This window comes from Micromonospora matsumotoense (assembly GCF_050951065.1).
Lineage (GTDB): Bacteria > Actinomycetota > Actinomycetes > Mycobacteriales > Micromonosporaceae > Micromonospora > Micromonospora matsumotoensis.
The window spans coordinates 6007232-6021145 of record NZ_CP192025.1; the positions used below are offsets into that span (position 1 = coordinate 6007232).

Consider the following 13914-nt stretch of genomic DNA (forward strand, 5'->3'; position numbering starts at 1 on the left):
GCTGGCGGTGAGCCGGTGGCGGTGGTGCCGCTGACCGGGTCACCGAGGTTGGTCGACGGGCCCCGGACGGACGCACCGGCGCTGACGGTCAGCCGGTGGGCGGGGCGCCGGGCGGGATGAACGGGAGGCCGGCGGGGGCGCCGGTCTCGACGAGCCGCCACAGCGCGGCCGTGTCCAGGTGCTCCTCGACCAGGTCGCCGAGCAGGTCGAGGGAGCGTTCGCGGGCGGCGGCGAAGCGGGTGTCCGGTGCGACGGTGAAGCCGTGCCGGCCGGCCGACCGGGCCACCTCGGTGAGGAACCGGCGGCGGAACCCGTCGGACTCGAACGCACCGTGCCAGTGGGTGCCGTGCACCGCGCCGAGCCGAGCGCCTTCGGGGCGACCGTCGGCGTGGTGCAGCAACGGTGGCAGCTCCGGATCGGCGGCGGAGACGTACCCGTGGTGGATCTCGTAGCCGCGCACCGGGACGTCGGCGGCGGTGCCGACGGCGGGGCGGACGGTCTTGCCCGGCTCGAAGGTGATCTCGATGGGCAGCAGGCCCAGGCCGGGGACGCTGCCCCGCCGGCTCTCCACCGGGTCGTGGATGGCCGTGGCCAGCATCTGGAAGCCGCCGCAGATGCCGAGCAACGGCCGGCCGGCGGCGGCGTGGGCGGTGACCGCCTCGGCGAGCCCGGTTTCCCGCAGCCACGCCAGGTCGGCGACGGTGGACTTGGAGCCGGGCAGGACGACCAGGTCGGCGGCGGCAAGCTCGGCGGGTTCGACGGTGAGCCGGACCCGGACCCCCGGTTCGGTGGCGAGGGCCTCCACGTCGGTGGCGTTGCTGATCCGGGGCAGCCGGACCACCGCGACGTCGAGCCATTCGGTGCCGTACGGGGCGGCGGGCCGGCCGAGCACCCGCCCGTAGGCGAGCGAGTCCTCGGCGTCGAGCCAGAGGTCGAGCTGCCAGGGCAGCACCCCGTAGGTGGGACGCCCGGTCACCCGGTGCAGCATGTCCAGCCCCGGGCGGAGCAGACCGAGATCGCCCCGGAACTTGTTGATCACGAAGCCGGCGATCAGCGCCTGGTCGGCGGGGTCGAGCAGGGCGACCGTGCCGAACATGGAGGCGAACACGCCACCCCGGTCGATGTCGCCGACCACGATGGTGGGCAGACCGGCGTGCCGGGCGAGCCCCATGTTGACGTAGTCCCCGGCCCGCAGGTTGATCTCGGCAGGGCTGCCGGCCCCCTCACAGATCACCACGTCGTACGCCGCCCGCAACTCGGCCAGGGCCGCGTACGCGGTCTCGGCCAGTGTGGGCCGCAGGGTGCGGAAGTTGCCGGCGGTGACGGTGTCGACGGCTTCGCCGAGCAGCACCACCTGACTGGCCAGGTCGCTGCCCGGCTTGAGCAGCACCGGGTTGAACCGCAGGTCGGGGGCGATCCCGCAGGCGGCGGCCTGCATCGCCTGGGCCCGGCCGATCTCGCCGCCGCGCCCGTCCGGGCCGACCACCACGGCGGAGTTGTTGGACATGTTCTGGGCCTTGAACGGCGCGACGGCGACCCCGCGCCGGTGCAACCACCGGCAGATGCCGGCGGTCAGCACGCTCTTGCCCGCGTCGGAGGTGGTGCCCGCGACGAGCAGCCCTCCGCTCACCGACCGCTCCCCCGGCCGAGGGAGCCGAGGCGGGCGGCGAACTGTCGGGACGGGTGCCGCAGCAACGCGCGACCAGTGGCGGCGACCAGCCGGCCGCCGGTCAGCGGCCAGACGGCGGCGAGGGTGAGGGCGGCCAGGCCGACCGTCCCGGAGAGCCGGGCGGCCCGCTTCAGGTGCCGGGCCTCGGGGCGGGGGCCGTCGCCCAGGAAGGGCCGCACCTCGCAGCGCCCGAAGTAGACGTTCCGGCCGCCGAGCCGGACGCCCAGCGCGCCGGCCATGGCCGCCTCGCACTGCCCGGCGTTGGGGCTGGGATGGTCGTGGCGGTCCCGTCGCCAGACCTGCCGGGCCCGCTCCCGGTCGCCGTGCACGGTGGGTGCGGCGGCGACGGTGAGCAGCCCGGTCAGTCGGGCCGGCACCAGGTTGAGTAGATCGTCGAGCCGGGCGGCCGGGGTGCCGAACCGGGCGTAGCGGGGTGAGCGGTGCCCGACCATCGCGTCGAGGGTGTTCGCCGCCCGGTAGCCGAGCAGGCCGGGCAGGCCGGCGAGGGCACCCCAGACCAGCGGGGCGACCACGGCGTCGGAGGTGTTCTCGGCGACCGACTCGACGGTGGCGCGGGCCAGTTCACCCTCGTCGAGCCCGGACGGGTCCCGACCGCAGAGATGCCCGAGCCGGTGCCGGGCCGCCGGCAGGTCACCGGCGCGCAGGGCGCTGCCCATCACCTTCGCCTCGTGGCGCAGGGTCCGGCCGCCGAGCACGGTCCAGGTGCCGGCGGCCACGACCAGGACCCGCGCCGCCGGGTGTCGCCGGGTGACCCGGCTGACGGTCACCCCGAGCAGCACCGGCGCACCCACGGCCACGGCGGTGAAGACCGCTCCGGCCCGACGATCGGCGCGGTAGACCCGGCGTTCCAGGGCACCGGCGGCCCGACCGAAGCCGGCCACCGGATGCCAGCGCCGGGGATCGCCGAGCAGGCTGTCCAGCGCATACCCGGCCACCATGCCGACCGCGTCCGCCGCCGCTGTGCGCCGCCCCACCCGCACCACCTCCGGCCGGCCAGCCTAGTCGTACGCGGGGTGACCACGTCGCCGTCGCCACCCCGCCCCCGTCCGTACGCACCGCGGCCCGCGCCCCTTCCCCGGCGCGGGCCGGGGTCTCAGGCCGGGACCGGCACCCGGCCCCGGCCACGTCGGGCCCGGCCCGCCGGGCCGAGAGCCACCTCGCCCGGCGTCGCGGCGACCGCACCACCCGACCGACCGGCACCACTCGACCGACCGGCACCACCGGACTGGCCCTCATCGCCGGGCTCACCTGCGCCGCCCGGCTCACCTGCGCCACCGGGCTCATCCTGGTCGCCAGGCCGGTCCTGGTCGCCGGGCTCGGTCCCGTCGCCGGACCGGGCCGTCGGCTCGTCACCGGTGTCGGGCCCGTCGTCGGGCAGCGGGGTCAGGTCGTCGTCGGGGTCGTCGTCGAACGGGTCGGCCGGCGGGGCGTACCCACCGCCGGAGAGGTCGTGGCCGGCGCGGGGGAAACCGAAGCCGGACAACTCGAAGTCGTCGTCGAGCGGGCGGTCGTCCGGCCCGGCGGGGGCCTGCCCGACCGGCACCGGCTCGGTCGGCTCGCCCTGCACCCGCTGGGCGGCCTCGTCGTCCTCCACCGCGCTGGTGGCCATGCTCGGCCGGTTGCGCAGGAAGCGGGACCGGCCCCGGGACAGGTCGTGGCCGACCGCGACCGCCTCCAACTCGTAGAGGACCCGGTGGTTGCCGGCGTCGTCGGTCCAGTCGCGGGTGTAGAGCCGCCCGGCGACCACCACCGGATCGCCGACCATGACCGAGGCGGCCACCCCCTCGGCCAGCTTGCGCCAGCAGTTGACCCGGACACGGAGGCTGTTGCCGTCCACCCACCGGCCGCTGTCCCGGTTGAGGCGGCGGGCGGTGGAGGCCACCTTGAAGTTGGCGACCAGGGTGTTGCTCTGCGCGGTACGGCGCCACTCCGGCGCGGTGAGCACGTTGCCCACGATCGTGACGTAGGTGTCGAACATGGTCCCCTCCCAGGGGTCCTGCGGATGTGACAGCGAGTCGACTCGGGACCGAGCCTGGCCGGCCCGGACGGCCGGCGCGACTGCATGACCTCGTCCTGTGGACAACCGGAGCGCCTGTGGACAACAACCTGATCAAGGTCCCGGTGTGCTAGGCCGACCGGCCCTGGAGGAGGCCCCACCGGCCGGGCCAGGATGAAACCAGACCCGGATCGGGGCCGCCGCCGGGTCGAAGGGACGACCGGAACCGGGAGGGGGAGCCGGCATCGAACGACAGCGACACCGAGAAGACGGCGTTACCCGGAGTGAGGTCGCCCCCGACTGGGTAATGAGTTGATCAACCAGGCACCACCAGGCACGACGTCAGACGAGAAAGGCAGTGCTGATGATTCGGACCCCGCTGCGTACCACCGGTTCCGTCCGCACCGAGCGGGAGGTGCGGCGATGAGCGCGGTGGCGAACCCGGCGACCGTGGCCGAGTGCCTGCGGATGGGCGCGGGCTTCTCCCAGGGCGACCGGAACTGGATCGTCGAGCAGTTCGGCACCCTGGACGCCCGGCTGGCCGCCTTCCACGCCGACGCCACCGAGCTGGAGGTGTCGGTCAAGGACCGGGAGGCGCGTGGGCAGAAGGTCACCCTGGAGTGCTGGATCGCCGGCCGCCAGAAGATCGTCACCACGTCGAGCGAGGAGGACCTGCGGGCCGCTCTCAACGACGCCCGGGACGACCTGCGCCGCAAGCTCAACGACGCCAAGACCCGGCAGGAGCCCCGGCACAACAAGCACATCCGGGAGATGGCCCAGCCCGTCCCCGCGCCGCTGCCGGACCTCGACTCCGACAACGACGCCGACCGGGTGGACGCCGAGACCGCCTGACCGGCCGACCATCGGTTTCGCCCCGTCCGCGCGCCACGCCGGGCGGGGCGACCCGTCTCCCATCCGGGTGACGGGGGTGTCGGTCATCCCGGCTGAGGGGCTACCGTCGGGTAGCCGGCGGGCGTAGCGTCGCGGCTGTGGAACAGGACGTGCTGGGGCCCCCGTACGAGCGGCAGACCATCGACCTCGGGACCGACGACGAGGGGCCGGTGGTGGCAACGCTGGTCCGGCGGCGTGCCGAGCACCCGACCGGCCGGGCGGTGCTCTATGTGCACGGCTTCGTCGACTACTTCTTCCAGACCCACCTGGCCGACTTCTATGCCGAGCGTGGCTGGGACTTCTACGCCCTCGACCTGCGCAAGTACGGCCGCAGCCTGCTGCCCCACCAGACTCCGAACTTCTGCCGCGACCTGAGCGACTACTTCCCCGAGCTGGACGCCGCCACCAAGATCATCCGCGACGAGGACGGGCACGACACCCTGCTCGCCATGGGCCACTCCACCGGCGGCCTGATCATCTCGCTCTGGGCACACGCCCGCCGCGACGCCGGTGGAGTCGACGGGCTCGTCCTGAACAGCCCCTTCTTCGACATCAACGCCCCCTGGCTGATCCGTCGACCCCTCGCGGCGGCCGTCTCCCGACTGGGCCGCCGCGCGCCGCACCGCATCCTCCCCTTCGGCCTGGGCACCGTGTACGGCGAAAGCCTGCACGCCGACCATCGCGGCGAGTGGACGTACGACCTGGCGTGGAAGCCGCTCGCCGGGTTCCCCGTGCGGGCCGGCTGGCTGGCCGCGATCCGCACCGCCCAACGGCAGCTCCGCGCCGGGCTGGACATCCCCGTGCCGGTGCTGCTGGCCTGCTCGACCCGGAGTTTCCGGGGCACCCGGTGGCACGACTCGGCAGCCCTGGCCGACGCGGTGCTGGACGTGGAGCACATGGTCCGCTGGGCGCCCCGGCTCGGCCGGCACGTCACCGTGGCCCGCTTCGACGGCGGCAAGCACGACCTGGTCCTCTCCGGCCCGGCCGTACGCGAGCAGGTCTTCACCGAGGTCGGCCGGTGGGCCGAAGCCTTCCTCGGCGCCGGCCCGACCCGCCCCGCCGCCGCCGAACCGACCGAAGTCCAGGCGCCTGTCACAGGCACCCCGACCGACTCGGAATCCCCGACCCCCACCGCTCTCCCGACCACCTGACCAGTCACACCGGCCGCCGAGGGCCGAGCGCCGGGGGGCCGAGCGCCGGGGTCACCACGTCGAGGCCCGCCGCCCCGAGCCTTCGCGGCAATGATCACCCGCCCACGCCCACGTGATCGACCCTTCTGGGCCGATGTGGCGGTAACGCCAGCATGATCGACTCACTGGGGCCGATGTGGCGGTAACGAGCAGAGCGGGATACCGCCACATCGGCCCAAGCGAGTCGATCAAGACGCCTCACTCAAAGGCGGAGGGCGGGCAGAGGGCCGGGGGACCAGCAGGCTGCGGATCAGGGGGCGGGTAGGACAGCGAGCGCGCGGTCGAGGGTGGCCACCGGGTGGCCGGGTCCGAGATCGTCGTCGTGCCCGCCGGGCAGGACCACGCCGAGGCAGCGCAGGCTGATCTCCCCGACGTCGTCGGGGCGTACCCCGAAGACGGGAGCGCCGACGTAGCCGGCGGGGAGCGCGGCGTCGATCCGCAGCGAGTCGCCGTCGCGGACGGCACGCTCGACGGCGACCTCCAACGGGCGACCGCCGTCGACGTCGACGCCGAGGGCCAGCACGATCGCGGTGACCGGCCCGACGCCGAACCCGGCGAGGTCGTCCGCCCGGACGGCGATCGTGGCCGGCACCGGCTGCACCCGCCACCGCCAACCCTGCCCGGCGGCGAACCCGTGGAGTTCGCCGGTCGGCAGGGCGGCCACCCCGAGCCGCGCATCGCGTATCCACTGCGCCGGCAGATCCGCCAGCGCCAGCGACTCACCGGCCACGCCGGCCGGCTCGGTGATGCTGGGCCGCAGGCCGAGCCGTTGCGCCTGTGCGGCGACCCCCTCGGCGGTCAGCAGGAACTCGCCGCCCGGGTGGCTGAGGAAGAAGGCGGTACCGGGGCCGCCCGCCGCGTGGACCGGCAGGATGGCCCGGCCCAGGAGCTGGCACAGCTCGGAGGCGACCTCGTTCTCGGCGTCCGGTTCCAACAGCACGGACCCGAGGGTACGGGCCGACGCGCCGACGGAAGCCAGGTGCCCGGATCGGGGGTGTCGTGCGACGCTGATCACGCGTGTCCGGACGCGACCCGTTCCCCCGTACGGCAGGGGGTCGGCGGTACCCTCTTGGCGCGACACGTACGCCGCGCGCCCGTAGCTCAGCGGATAGAGCAGGGGACTTCTAATCCCAAGGCCGCAGGTTCGAATCCTGCCGGGCGCACACTCCTACCGCAGGTCGGCAAGCCCGACAGGCCCGACGCCGTCGATCATCTCGACGACACGACTGTCCGGGCTTCGTCGCGACGAGGCAGCCGTTCAGGTCTCAGGCAGCGAACGCAGCAGTGCCGGCAGACCGCCGTGCACGAGGGGAAGGCCGTCCAATTCGTCGATCCCGACCCAGGCGATGTCGTCGTGCTCGTCGGGTGCGCAGTTGGTCGGCGCGCCGATCCAGTCGCCGACGTGCCAGACCACCAGGTGAACGGCATCCTCACCACTGCCGGCACGCAGGTCGCCCAGCCGGGTGACGGACTCCGCCACGATGTGGACGCCGAGTTCCTCGTGCAGCTCACGCGCGAGGGCCTGCGGTGCCGACTCCCCCGCTTCGACGTGTCCGCCGGGCAGATCCCAGCGGTCCGGGTATGCCCGGCGGGTCGGGCTGCGGTGCACCAGCAGGACCGCACCGTTGTCCACGAGGGCGCCCACGACGACGACATGCATGACGGGATTCGAGCACAGGGGTAGGACGATCCCGTTCCACCCGGCGGGGACGGCCGACCCGACCACCCCGGCACCGCTCCGGGCGGCGGCGGGGCGGCGGGGCGGCGGGAGCGGACCGGGCCGGGCACGCCGAGGGAGCGGGCCACGGTCTCACGCTGGTCGGTTTCCCGGTGGTAACCAGCTTCCCCGTTACGGTCGGCGGCGGTGTCGGCAACCGGGCCGACATGGGGGAAGCGAGGTGTCGCTATGAGCAGGGTGGTGGTGTTCGGTGCGGGCGGCCGGGCCGGTCGGGCGGCGGTCGCCGAAGCGCGCCGACGGGGTCATCAGGTCACTGCGGTGGTCCGCGATCCAGGCGCGCACGGCAGCCTGCCGACGGATGGCGTACGCCTGGTGGTCGGTGATGCGACCGACCTGGACAGTGTCGCCAAGGTCGCCGCTGGACACGATGCCGCCATCAGCGCCGTCTACGACGCCTCGGCGCGGCCCGACGCGTTCTATCCCGGCGTCGCCCGTGCCCTGCTCGACGGGCTGGCCGCCGCTGAGGTGGGCCGGTTGCTGGTGGTCGGCCTGGCGGCGGCGTTGACGACCGCGCAGGGGGTGGCGCTGATGGACTCGCCCGGCTATCCGCAGGAGTACCGGGGGTTTGCCCTCGCCCACGCCGCCGGCGTGCAGGTGCTGCGGGCCGCGCCCGCCGGGGTGGACTGGCTGGTCGTCAGCCCGGCCGGCGATTTCGACCACGGCGGCGGGCGCACCGGGCGGTACCGCGCGACGACCGCCGACCTGGCCAGCCGCATCTCGTACCCGGATCTCGCCGTCGCACTGATCGACGAGATCGACGCCCCGGTGCACCACCGGACCCAGGTGGGCGTCGAGACCGCCTGACGTGGTGGAGGGTCAGGGAGCGGCGGCGGACCGGGGCGAGCCGCCCGAGCCGCGCATGCGCATGGTGACGATACGGTCACTGCACGTTATTGGCGATAGGACAAGCATTCGCCCGGGAATTGGGAATGACCTTACTCACCATCGATGAAGATTGATGCATGTCACTCGAATCGGTTGTATGGAGTGCGCTGCCCACCGGCAGTGTCCACCACCATTCGAGGAGCGCCCTTGCCCCGGTCCCCGTTCCGGACCCGACGGCCCCGCACCCTCACCGCCGTCGTCGCCGCTGCCCTGGCCACCGCTCTCGCGGTGGTCTCCGCCCCGACCCCCGCCCTGGCCTGGGGGCCGGGCACCGAGCCGGCCCAGCCGTACGCGCAGCCGTCCATGCCCACCGTGCCCAAGCGCGGCTGCCAGTCCACAGTCGCCAACCCGGCCGCGCCGACCGGGGCGACCCCCGCCGTCCAGGTGATCTACGCGTGGCACGACGGCGTCGGCAACAACTACGAGGCCAACGTCGAGTACATCGCCAAGGTGGTGGACCGGATCGACTGGGCGCTCGACGAGTCGACCAACTACGACCAGCACTACAACTTCAGCTGCCGCACCGGGTACGACACCAGCACGTACGCCGGTTACGCCCGCTCCCTGATCGTCCCCGAGAAGATCGACGCCGGGGCGAATCCGAGCACCCCCGCCAGCACCGTCCGCAGCGACCTGGTCTCCGCCGGATACCAGGACAGCAACCGGATCTACCTGGTCTTCACCGACTTCGCGTCGAACTCCGACGCCTACCAGTGCCCGACCGGCGGCAACTCCAGCGGCGTGCACTGCTCGGCGGTCACCGAATCGTGGACCACCGGCGTCGCCGGGCACGAACTGTTGCACGTCCTCGGCGCGGGGCACGCCTGGATGGCCGAGACGGGCGCCTCCTACGTCCCCGACATCATGTACGGCTGGTGGGACAACTGGAACACCGATCCGGGGTTCCGCACCTACTACGACCCGAGTGAGCTGTCGGCCAGCTTCTACATCGACCCGAGCCCGTCCACCGCGAAGGTGAACGTGGCGAACCACCCGATGCTGACCGCACCGGTCTGCTGCGACGTCGGCGCGAACAACGACCTGCTCACCGCCGAGCAGCGCACCGTCGAGGCCACCACCCCGGGCAGCAGCACGTCGACGTTCACCTCGTCCGGCGGGTGGCACCAGGTGACGCCCGCCTGCGGCATCTCGGGGAACTCCTGCACCTACTTCGACGGCCGCCGGTCGGTCCAGTTCAACACCTACACCGGGCCGTCCAACACGTCGTCGATCTCGCTGACGAACCGGGCAACGGTCACCGCCGGCCGGACCTACAAGTTGTTCACCCGGTTGCGCAGCGGCACGGCGGTCAACACGCAACTCCAGCTCGCCTGGTACAACTCGGGCGGCACCCTGCTGTCGACCAGCACCGGCGCCACCGACACGCTCGCCAGCAACTGGCTGGAGTACCGGACGACCGCCACCGCCCCGGCGAACGCCGCCAGCGTGCGGCTCACGGTCAACGTGCCGGCGCAGTCCACCACCGGCAACCAGGCCATCAACCTGGACAGCCTCCAGCTCAACGACTGCACCGCGAACACCAGCGGCACCTGCCGCTACGACACCTGAGGCACCGGCGTGGTGCGGGCGACACCCGCCCGCACCACGCCCGGCCTCCTGTGCGGCCCGCGTTCCCCCGCCACCAGCGGTACGGGCGCGGGCCGCACTTCATCGCGCCGGTGGGCGGAGGCCGGCGAGGACGAGGGTGACCACGCCGTCCGCGTCGGGTCGGTAGGCGGGGTGGCCGTACGCCGCGCAGATGCCCTGGAGGGCCATCATGATCGCGCCGACCCCCACGTCATCGCGGACGGTTCCGGCCCGGACGGCGGCGGCCAGCAGGTCGGCGACGGCCTGGCCCAGGGCCTCGGCACCCTCGGCCAGCACTCCCGAGTGGGTGGCCATCAGCGTGGAGAGGGTACGGGCGAGGCCCTCGTGGGCGTGCAGGTGCGCCACGAAACCCCGCAGGAAGGACGCCAACGCCTCGTCGGCGGGGAGGGTGGCCTGCAACTCCCGGGCCCGGTCGCACAGCGCGCCGAGTTCCTCCCGGTAGACCGCTTCGGCCAGGGCTTCCCGGGTGGGGAAGTGCCGGTAGAGCGTGCCGGTGCCGACCCCGGCCAGCTTGGCGAAGTCGTCGAAGCGCAGGTCGAAGCAGCCCTCGGCGAAGAGGGCGCGGGCCCTGGCGATCAGGGCGTCGCGGTTGCGGCGGGCATCGGCACGCAGCGGCTTAGCGTCCGCGCGCAGCGGTTTGGCGTCGGTCATGCGGGACCTCGTGTTGACAAGTGGAGACTGTCTCCATATTTTGAAAGTGGAGATGGTCTCCAATTATATCCCCGAGGTGCGCGTGAAGATCCTGATGTTCGGCCGGGGCGTCATCAGCGCGACCTACGGATGGGCCCTGGAACGGGCCGGGCACCACGTCGAGTTCTACGTCCGGCCGGGACGGGCGGCGGCGTACGGGGAGGCGATCGACCTCGATCTGCGCGACGCGCGGCGGCGGCCGTGGGGCAAGCGGGTCGCCGAGCGGTGGCCGGCACGCTACCGGGAGTCGCTGGAGCCGGACCACGACTTCGACCTGATCGTGCTGAGCGTGCAGCACTACGGCTTCGCCGAGGCGGCGGCCTTCCTCGGGCCCCGGGTGGGCGGGGCCACGGTGCTCGTCTTCAACAACCTGTGGGCGGAGCCGCTGGCCGCGACCGCGCACCTTCCCGCCGACCAGGTGGCCTGGGGCTTCCCCGGGGCCGGTGGCGGTTTCGGCGACGACGGTGTGCTGCGTGCGGCGCTGCTGCCCGTGGTCTTCCTCGGCACTCTCGACCGGCCGCCGACCGCGCGCGAGCAGGCCGTGCGCCGGGTGTTCCGCGCGGCCGGGTTCAGGGTCCGGGAGAATTCCGACTTCCGCGGCTGGCTGTCGGTCCACTTCGTCCAGAACGCCGGCCTGCACACGCAGAGCCTGCGGCGGGGCTCACTGTCCGGTCTGACCACGGGGGACATCCGCGAGGCGATCCTCGCCACCCGCGAGCTGCTGCCGCTCGTCGAGGCCCGGGGCGTCGATCTGCGGCGGCACCGCGGCGAGTTGCTGCCCTTCACCGCGCCTCTCTGGCTGGCGGCACCGGCCATGTCCTGGCTGATGGGGCATTTCCCGCCGATGCGCACGGTGACGCAGGCGCACGCCAACCCCGAGGAGTTGCGCGCGGTCTGCCGCGACACCCTGGCGGAGGCACGCCGGCTGGGTGTGCGGGTGCCCCGGCTGGAGGCGGCCGAGCCCTACTTCGCCGCCACGACGACCCCCTGACGTTCCGTCACCCACCACCGGCCGTACCGCGCCCGCCGGCCGCCCGACGCCCAGGGTCCGCCCGGCGCGGCACCGGCGGCACCCCGACCGGAGAAGGCCCCCGGCGTACCTGGCGGCTCGGCGCGCGCGGCACCGGCGCAGGCGACGACACCGCCAACCCCGCCGGCTGTACGAAGATCGACCGCCGGGCCACCGCGTCCCCCTTGGCGTCCAGTTGGTAGACGTCGAGCCAGCACCACCCGTCGTAGGTGATCCAGTCGAGCACCCGGATGACCCGGCACGTGATCGGCCTGACGAACTGCACGCTGGCCGCCCGGCCGACCACCACCAGGTCACCCGCCTTCGGCAGCGGCGTCCTCACCGCCACCCCCAGACGTGCCGGAACCTGCGCCACTGCCTGATCCGGCCCCGGGCGGCCTCCACCAGCGGGCAGAACCCGGTCTCGGCGCACTTCCCGCAGCGCCCGCGCCGGTGCTGGTCCAGGCACTCCCACGCCGCCCGGATCAGCAACGGCAACTCACCGACAGTAGGCCGGCTCGCCCGGCTGATCGGAGTGTGGTGCCACGCTCGGCAGGACAGTTCCGCGCCGCATTGGCACACCCTGCGCCAGCGACGCCAACTCCAGACCGGTCGGTGCCGGCTGGCCAACGTCAGTGCGGCGGTCAACAGGTAGTCGTCACGGTGGATCCGACCCATCGATGCTCCCCGGCTCTCAGGACAGAGTGGACCGTCAGGGCGACGGGATCCGCGCCGCCCTGACGGGGACTGGCCTTCGTTTGCCGAACCAAGGGCAGCCACGAAGAATCTACGTCACTAGTTGACGTAGGTAAAGACACAAGGCGTGACTGTCTTGCATCACTTGCTGACGTTGGTCGGCTCGTGGTCAGATGGCAGGGCCGAACCAAGGGACCGAAACCATGCCCTCTGCACCTGCCGAATACCGACGCATTGCCGATACCCTGACCACGAAGATCAAGAGCGGCGAGCTCACACCGGGGACGAAGCTGCCCAGCACCAGCGAGCTTGCCGAACAGTTCGACGTCAGCGTGGCCACCGCGTACCGCGCCGTCTCACTCCTGCACGACCGTGACCTGGTCGTGGGGCAACCCGGGCGTGGCGTCTACGTGGCAGGGGGCAAGTAGGCCCCAGCTATGCGAGCGCGTACCCCTGCCGTTGCCGGGGATGATCATCGAGGAGCGAGCATGACTGACCTGGCCGGGGCCGTCTGGCGCAAGAGCACCCGCAGCGGCGGGAGCGGCGGCAACTGCGTCGAGGTGGCCGACAACCTGCCCGGCCTGATCGGCGTACGCGACAGCAAGGACCAGTCCGGTCCGGCGCTGCGTTTCCACCCGACCACCTGGGCCACCTTCGTCCACGCGGTACGCAGCGGGAGCGGGCTGCGCTGACCGTCATCGGGGCCGCCCACCACCGGGAGGGCGGCCCCGACGCCGCAGCGCCGCCCTCCCGGTCACCCGGCGAACGCCCTGGGCGCGCTCCCGACCAGGAGTCGCACGCCCTGGGCGCGCTGCGCGACCACGGCGTGCTGTGGTGCGACGGTCCCACACCGGAAGCGGATACCCGGAAAACGTCGGGGCGGGCCGCTACCGTGCGGCGTATGAGTGAGACGGAGACCGCGAACCGGCTGCCCACGGCCGAGGAGGAGGCCCGGTTCTGGGGCCTGCTGGAGGCCGCCTGGGAGCGGCTCGGCCCCGAGCCGGCCGCGCTGCGCCGGGCGCTGCTCACCCGTGACCGGGCCGCCGACGACGACAGCGGGTATGCGATCGACGGCTGGCTGGACGCCTTCCTCGACCAGTTGGGCCAGCTCTGCGCCGACCTGTCCGGCCCCGAGCTGACCGACCTGGACCGGGTGGCCGAGCGCAAGCTCTACGACGTCGACCGGGCCGACGTGCACGCGGTGATCGACGGTTCCGACGACGGCTTCCTCTATGGCCGGGGCCACGTGGTGGCGCTGGGGCGGGAGTTCTACGAGGCGGTCCGGGCCGACCCGACCTGGGCGTTGCCCGACGGCTACCTCCAGGGCATGGGCTACTTCTTCGCCCGCCTGCACCGGCAGCGCTTCGGTGAGTCGCCCCGGACCGGCTCCGGCATCTCCCGGGAGTCGTGCACGAACCCGACCGGCTGGGCCCACCAGTGAGCCGCCCGCCGGCCCCGCGTCCGGGCAGCGGGCCGCCGACGGGCCAGCGACCGGGGGTCCGCTCCCTGCCGCTCCTTCTG

General features: G+C 73.1%; 16 protein-coding genes and 1 tRNA gene. 9 read left to right on the plus strand and 8 right to left on the minus strand.

The genetic code is table 11. From position 1 onward, the window contains the following. Positions 1-88: 88 nt before the first annotated feature. The 3 genes from ACQP1S_RS25460 to ACQP1S_RS25470 form a co-directional block, all read right to left on the minus strand. Positions 89-1630 carry a cobyric acid synthase gene (locus ACQP1S_RS25460; RefSeq protein ID WP_432900010.1) on the minus strand — a complete coding sequence of 514 codons (1542 nt, stop codon included), beginning with the start codon at positions 1628-1630 and terminating at the stop codon, positions 89-91. After that, the gene (locus ACQP1S_RS25465) at positions 1627-2628 is read right to left on the minus strand and encodes a cobalamin biosynthesis protein (protein WP_432908314.1); all 1002 of its coding nucleotides are present in this window, start codon (positions 2626-2628) and stop codon (positions 1627-1629) included. Before ACQP1S_RS25465 ends, ACQP1S_RS25460 begins: the two co-directional genes overlap by 4 nt. A 155-nt stretch (positions 2629-2783) precedes the next feature. Beyond that, a complete protein-coding gene (locus ACQP1S_RS25470; protein ID WP_432900013.1) occupies positions 2784-3668 on the minus strand; it encodes a single-stranded DNA-binding protein in 885 nt (294 codons plus the stop codon). 441 nt (positions 3669-4109) lie between these two features. Here ACQP1S_RS25470 and ACQP1S_RS25475 point away from each other — a divergent pair, with 441 nt between their 5' ends. Next, positions 4110-4538, plus strand: a complete 429-nt coding sequence (locus ACQP1S_RS25475) for an HPF/RaiA family ribosome-associated protein (protein ID WP_091250525.1) — start codon at positions 4110-4112, stop codon at positions 4536-4538. 137 nt (positions 4539-4675) lie between these two features. Continuing rightward, positions 4676-5728 carry an alpha/beta hydrolase gene (locus ACQP1S_RS25480; RefSeq protein ID WP_432900017.1) on the plus strand — a complete coding sequence of 351 codons (1053 nt, stop codon included), beginning with the start codon at positions 4676-4678 and terminating at the stop codon, positions 5726-5728. Positions 5729-6017: 289 nt separating this feature from the next. Here ACQP1S_RS25480 and ACQP1S_RS25485 read toward each other — a convergent pair whose 3' ends face one another. Then, entirely contained in the window at positions 6018-6707 is a 690-nt protein-coding gene (locus ACQP1S_RS25485) for a hypothetical protein (RefSeq protein ID WP_141723172.1), read from the minus strand. A gap of 150 nt (positions 6708-6857) precedes the next feature. Between ACQP1S_RS25485 and ACQP1S_RS25490 the strand changes: the two genes are divergently transcribed. Continuing rightward, a tRNA-Arg gene (locus ACQP1S_RS25490) sits at positions 6858-6930 on the plus strand. A gap of 95 nt (positions 6931-7025) precedes the next feature. Here ACQP1S_RS25490 and ACQP1S_RS25495 read toward each other — a convergent pair. After that, entirely contained in the window at positions 7026-7427 is a 402-nt protein-coding gene (locus ACQP1S_RS25495) for an NUDIX domain-containing protein (protein WP_432900021.1), read from the minus strand. A gap of 246 nt (positions 7428-7673) precedes the next feature. On the opposite strand from ACQP1S_RS25495, the gene ACQP1S_RS25500 reads away from it, so the two are divergent. Both ACQP1S_RS25500 and ACQP1S_RS25505 read left to right on the plus strand, forming a co-directional pair. After that, a complete protein-coding gene (locus ACQP1S_RS25500; protein ID WP_432900024.1) occupies positions 7674-8309 on the plus strand; it encodes an NAD(P)-dependent oxidoreductase in 636 nt (211 codons plus the stop codon). Positions 8310-8537: 228 nt separating this feature from the next. Beyond that, positions 8538-9959: a hypothetical protein gene (locus ACQP1S_RS25505; RefSeq protein WP_432900027.1), complete on the plus strand. Its 1422-nt coding sequence runs from the start codon at positions 8538-8540 to the stop codon at positions 9957-9959. Between the two features lie 99 nt (positions 9960-10058). Here the strand turns inward: ACQP1S_RS25505 and ACQP1S_RS25510 are convergent, their stop codons facing one another. Continuing rightward, on the minus strand, positions 10059-10649 hold the full coding sequence (locus ACQP1S_RS25510; protein WP_432900030.1) for a TetR/AcrR family transcriptional regulator: 591 nt from the start codon (positions 10647-10649) through the stop codon (positions 10059-10061). A 76-nt stretch (positions 10650-10725) separates the two neighbouring features. On the opposite strand from ACQP1S_RS25510, the gene ACQP1S_RS25515 reads away from it, so the two are divergent. After that, complete coding sequence (locus ACQP1S_RS25515) at positions 10726-11679, plus strand: ketopantoate reductase family protein (protein WP_432900033.1); 954 nt, start codon at positions 10726-10728, stop codon at positions 11677-11679. A 7-nt stretch (positions 11680-11686) separates the two neighbouring features. Here the strand turns inward: ACQP1S_RS25515 and ACQP1S_RS25520 are convergent, their stop codons facing one another. Beyond that, entirely contained in the window at positions 11687-12028 is a 342-nt protein-coding gene (locus ACQP1S_RS25520) for a hypothetical protein (protein WP_432908316.1), read from the minus strand. 8 nt (positions 12029-12036) lie between these two features. Beyond that, a complete protein-coding gene (locus ACQP1S_RS25525; protein ID WP_432900036.1) occupies positions 12037-12375 on the minus strand; it encodes a hypothetical protein in 339 nt (112 codons plus the stop codon). Positions 12376-12596: 221 nt separating this feature from the next. On the opposite strand from ACQP1S_RS25525, the gene ACQP1S_RS25530 reads away from it, so the two are divergent. The 3 genes from ACQP1S_RS25530 to ACQP1S_RS25540 all read left to right on the plus strand — a co-directional run bounded on the left by ACQP1S_RS25530 (position 12597) and on the right by ACQP1S_RS25540 (position 13834). After that, positions 12597-12821 carry a GntR family transcriptional regulator gene (locus tag ACQP1S_RS25530; RefSeq protein ID WP_432900039.1) on the plus strand — a complete coding sequence of 75 codons (225 nt, stop codon included), beginning with the start codon at positions 12597-12599 and terminating at the stop codon, positions 12819-12821. A 60-nt stretch (positions 12822-12881) separates the two neighbouring features. Continuing rightward, a complete protein-coding gene (locus ACQP1S_RS25535) occupies positions 12882-13085 on the plus strand; it encodes a DUF397 domain-containing protein (protein ID WP_432900042.1) in 204 nt (67 codons plus the stop codon). 209 nt (positions 13086-13294) lie between these two features. After that, complete coding sequence (locus ACQP1S_RS25540; RefSeq protein ID WP_432900045.1) at positions 13295-13834, plus strand: DUF4240 domain-containing protein; 540 nt, start codon at positions 13295-13297, stop codon at positions 13832-13834. Positions 13835-13914 lie beyond the last annotated feature (80 nt).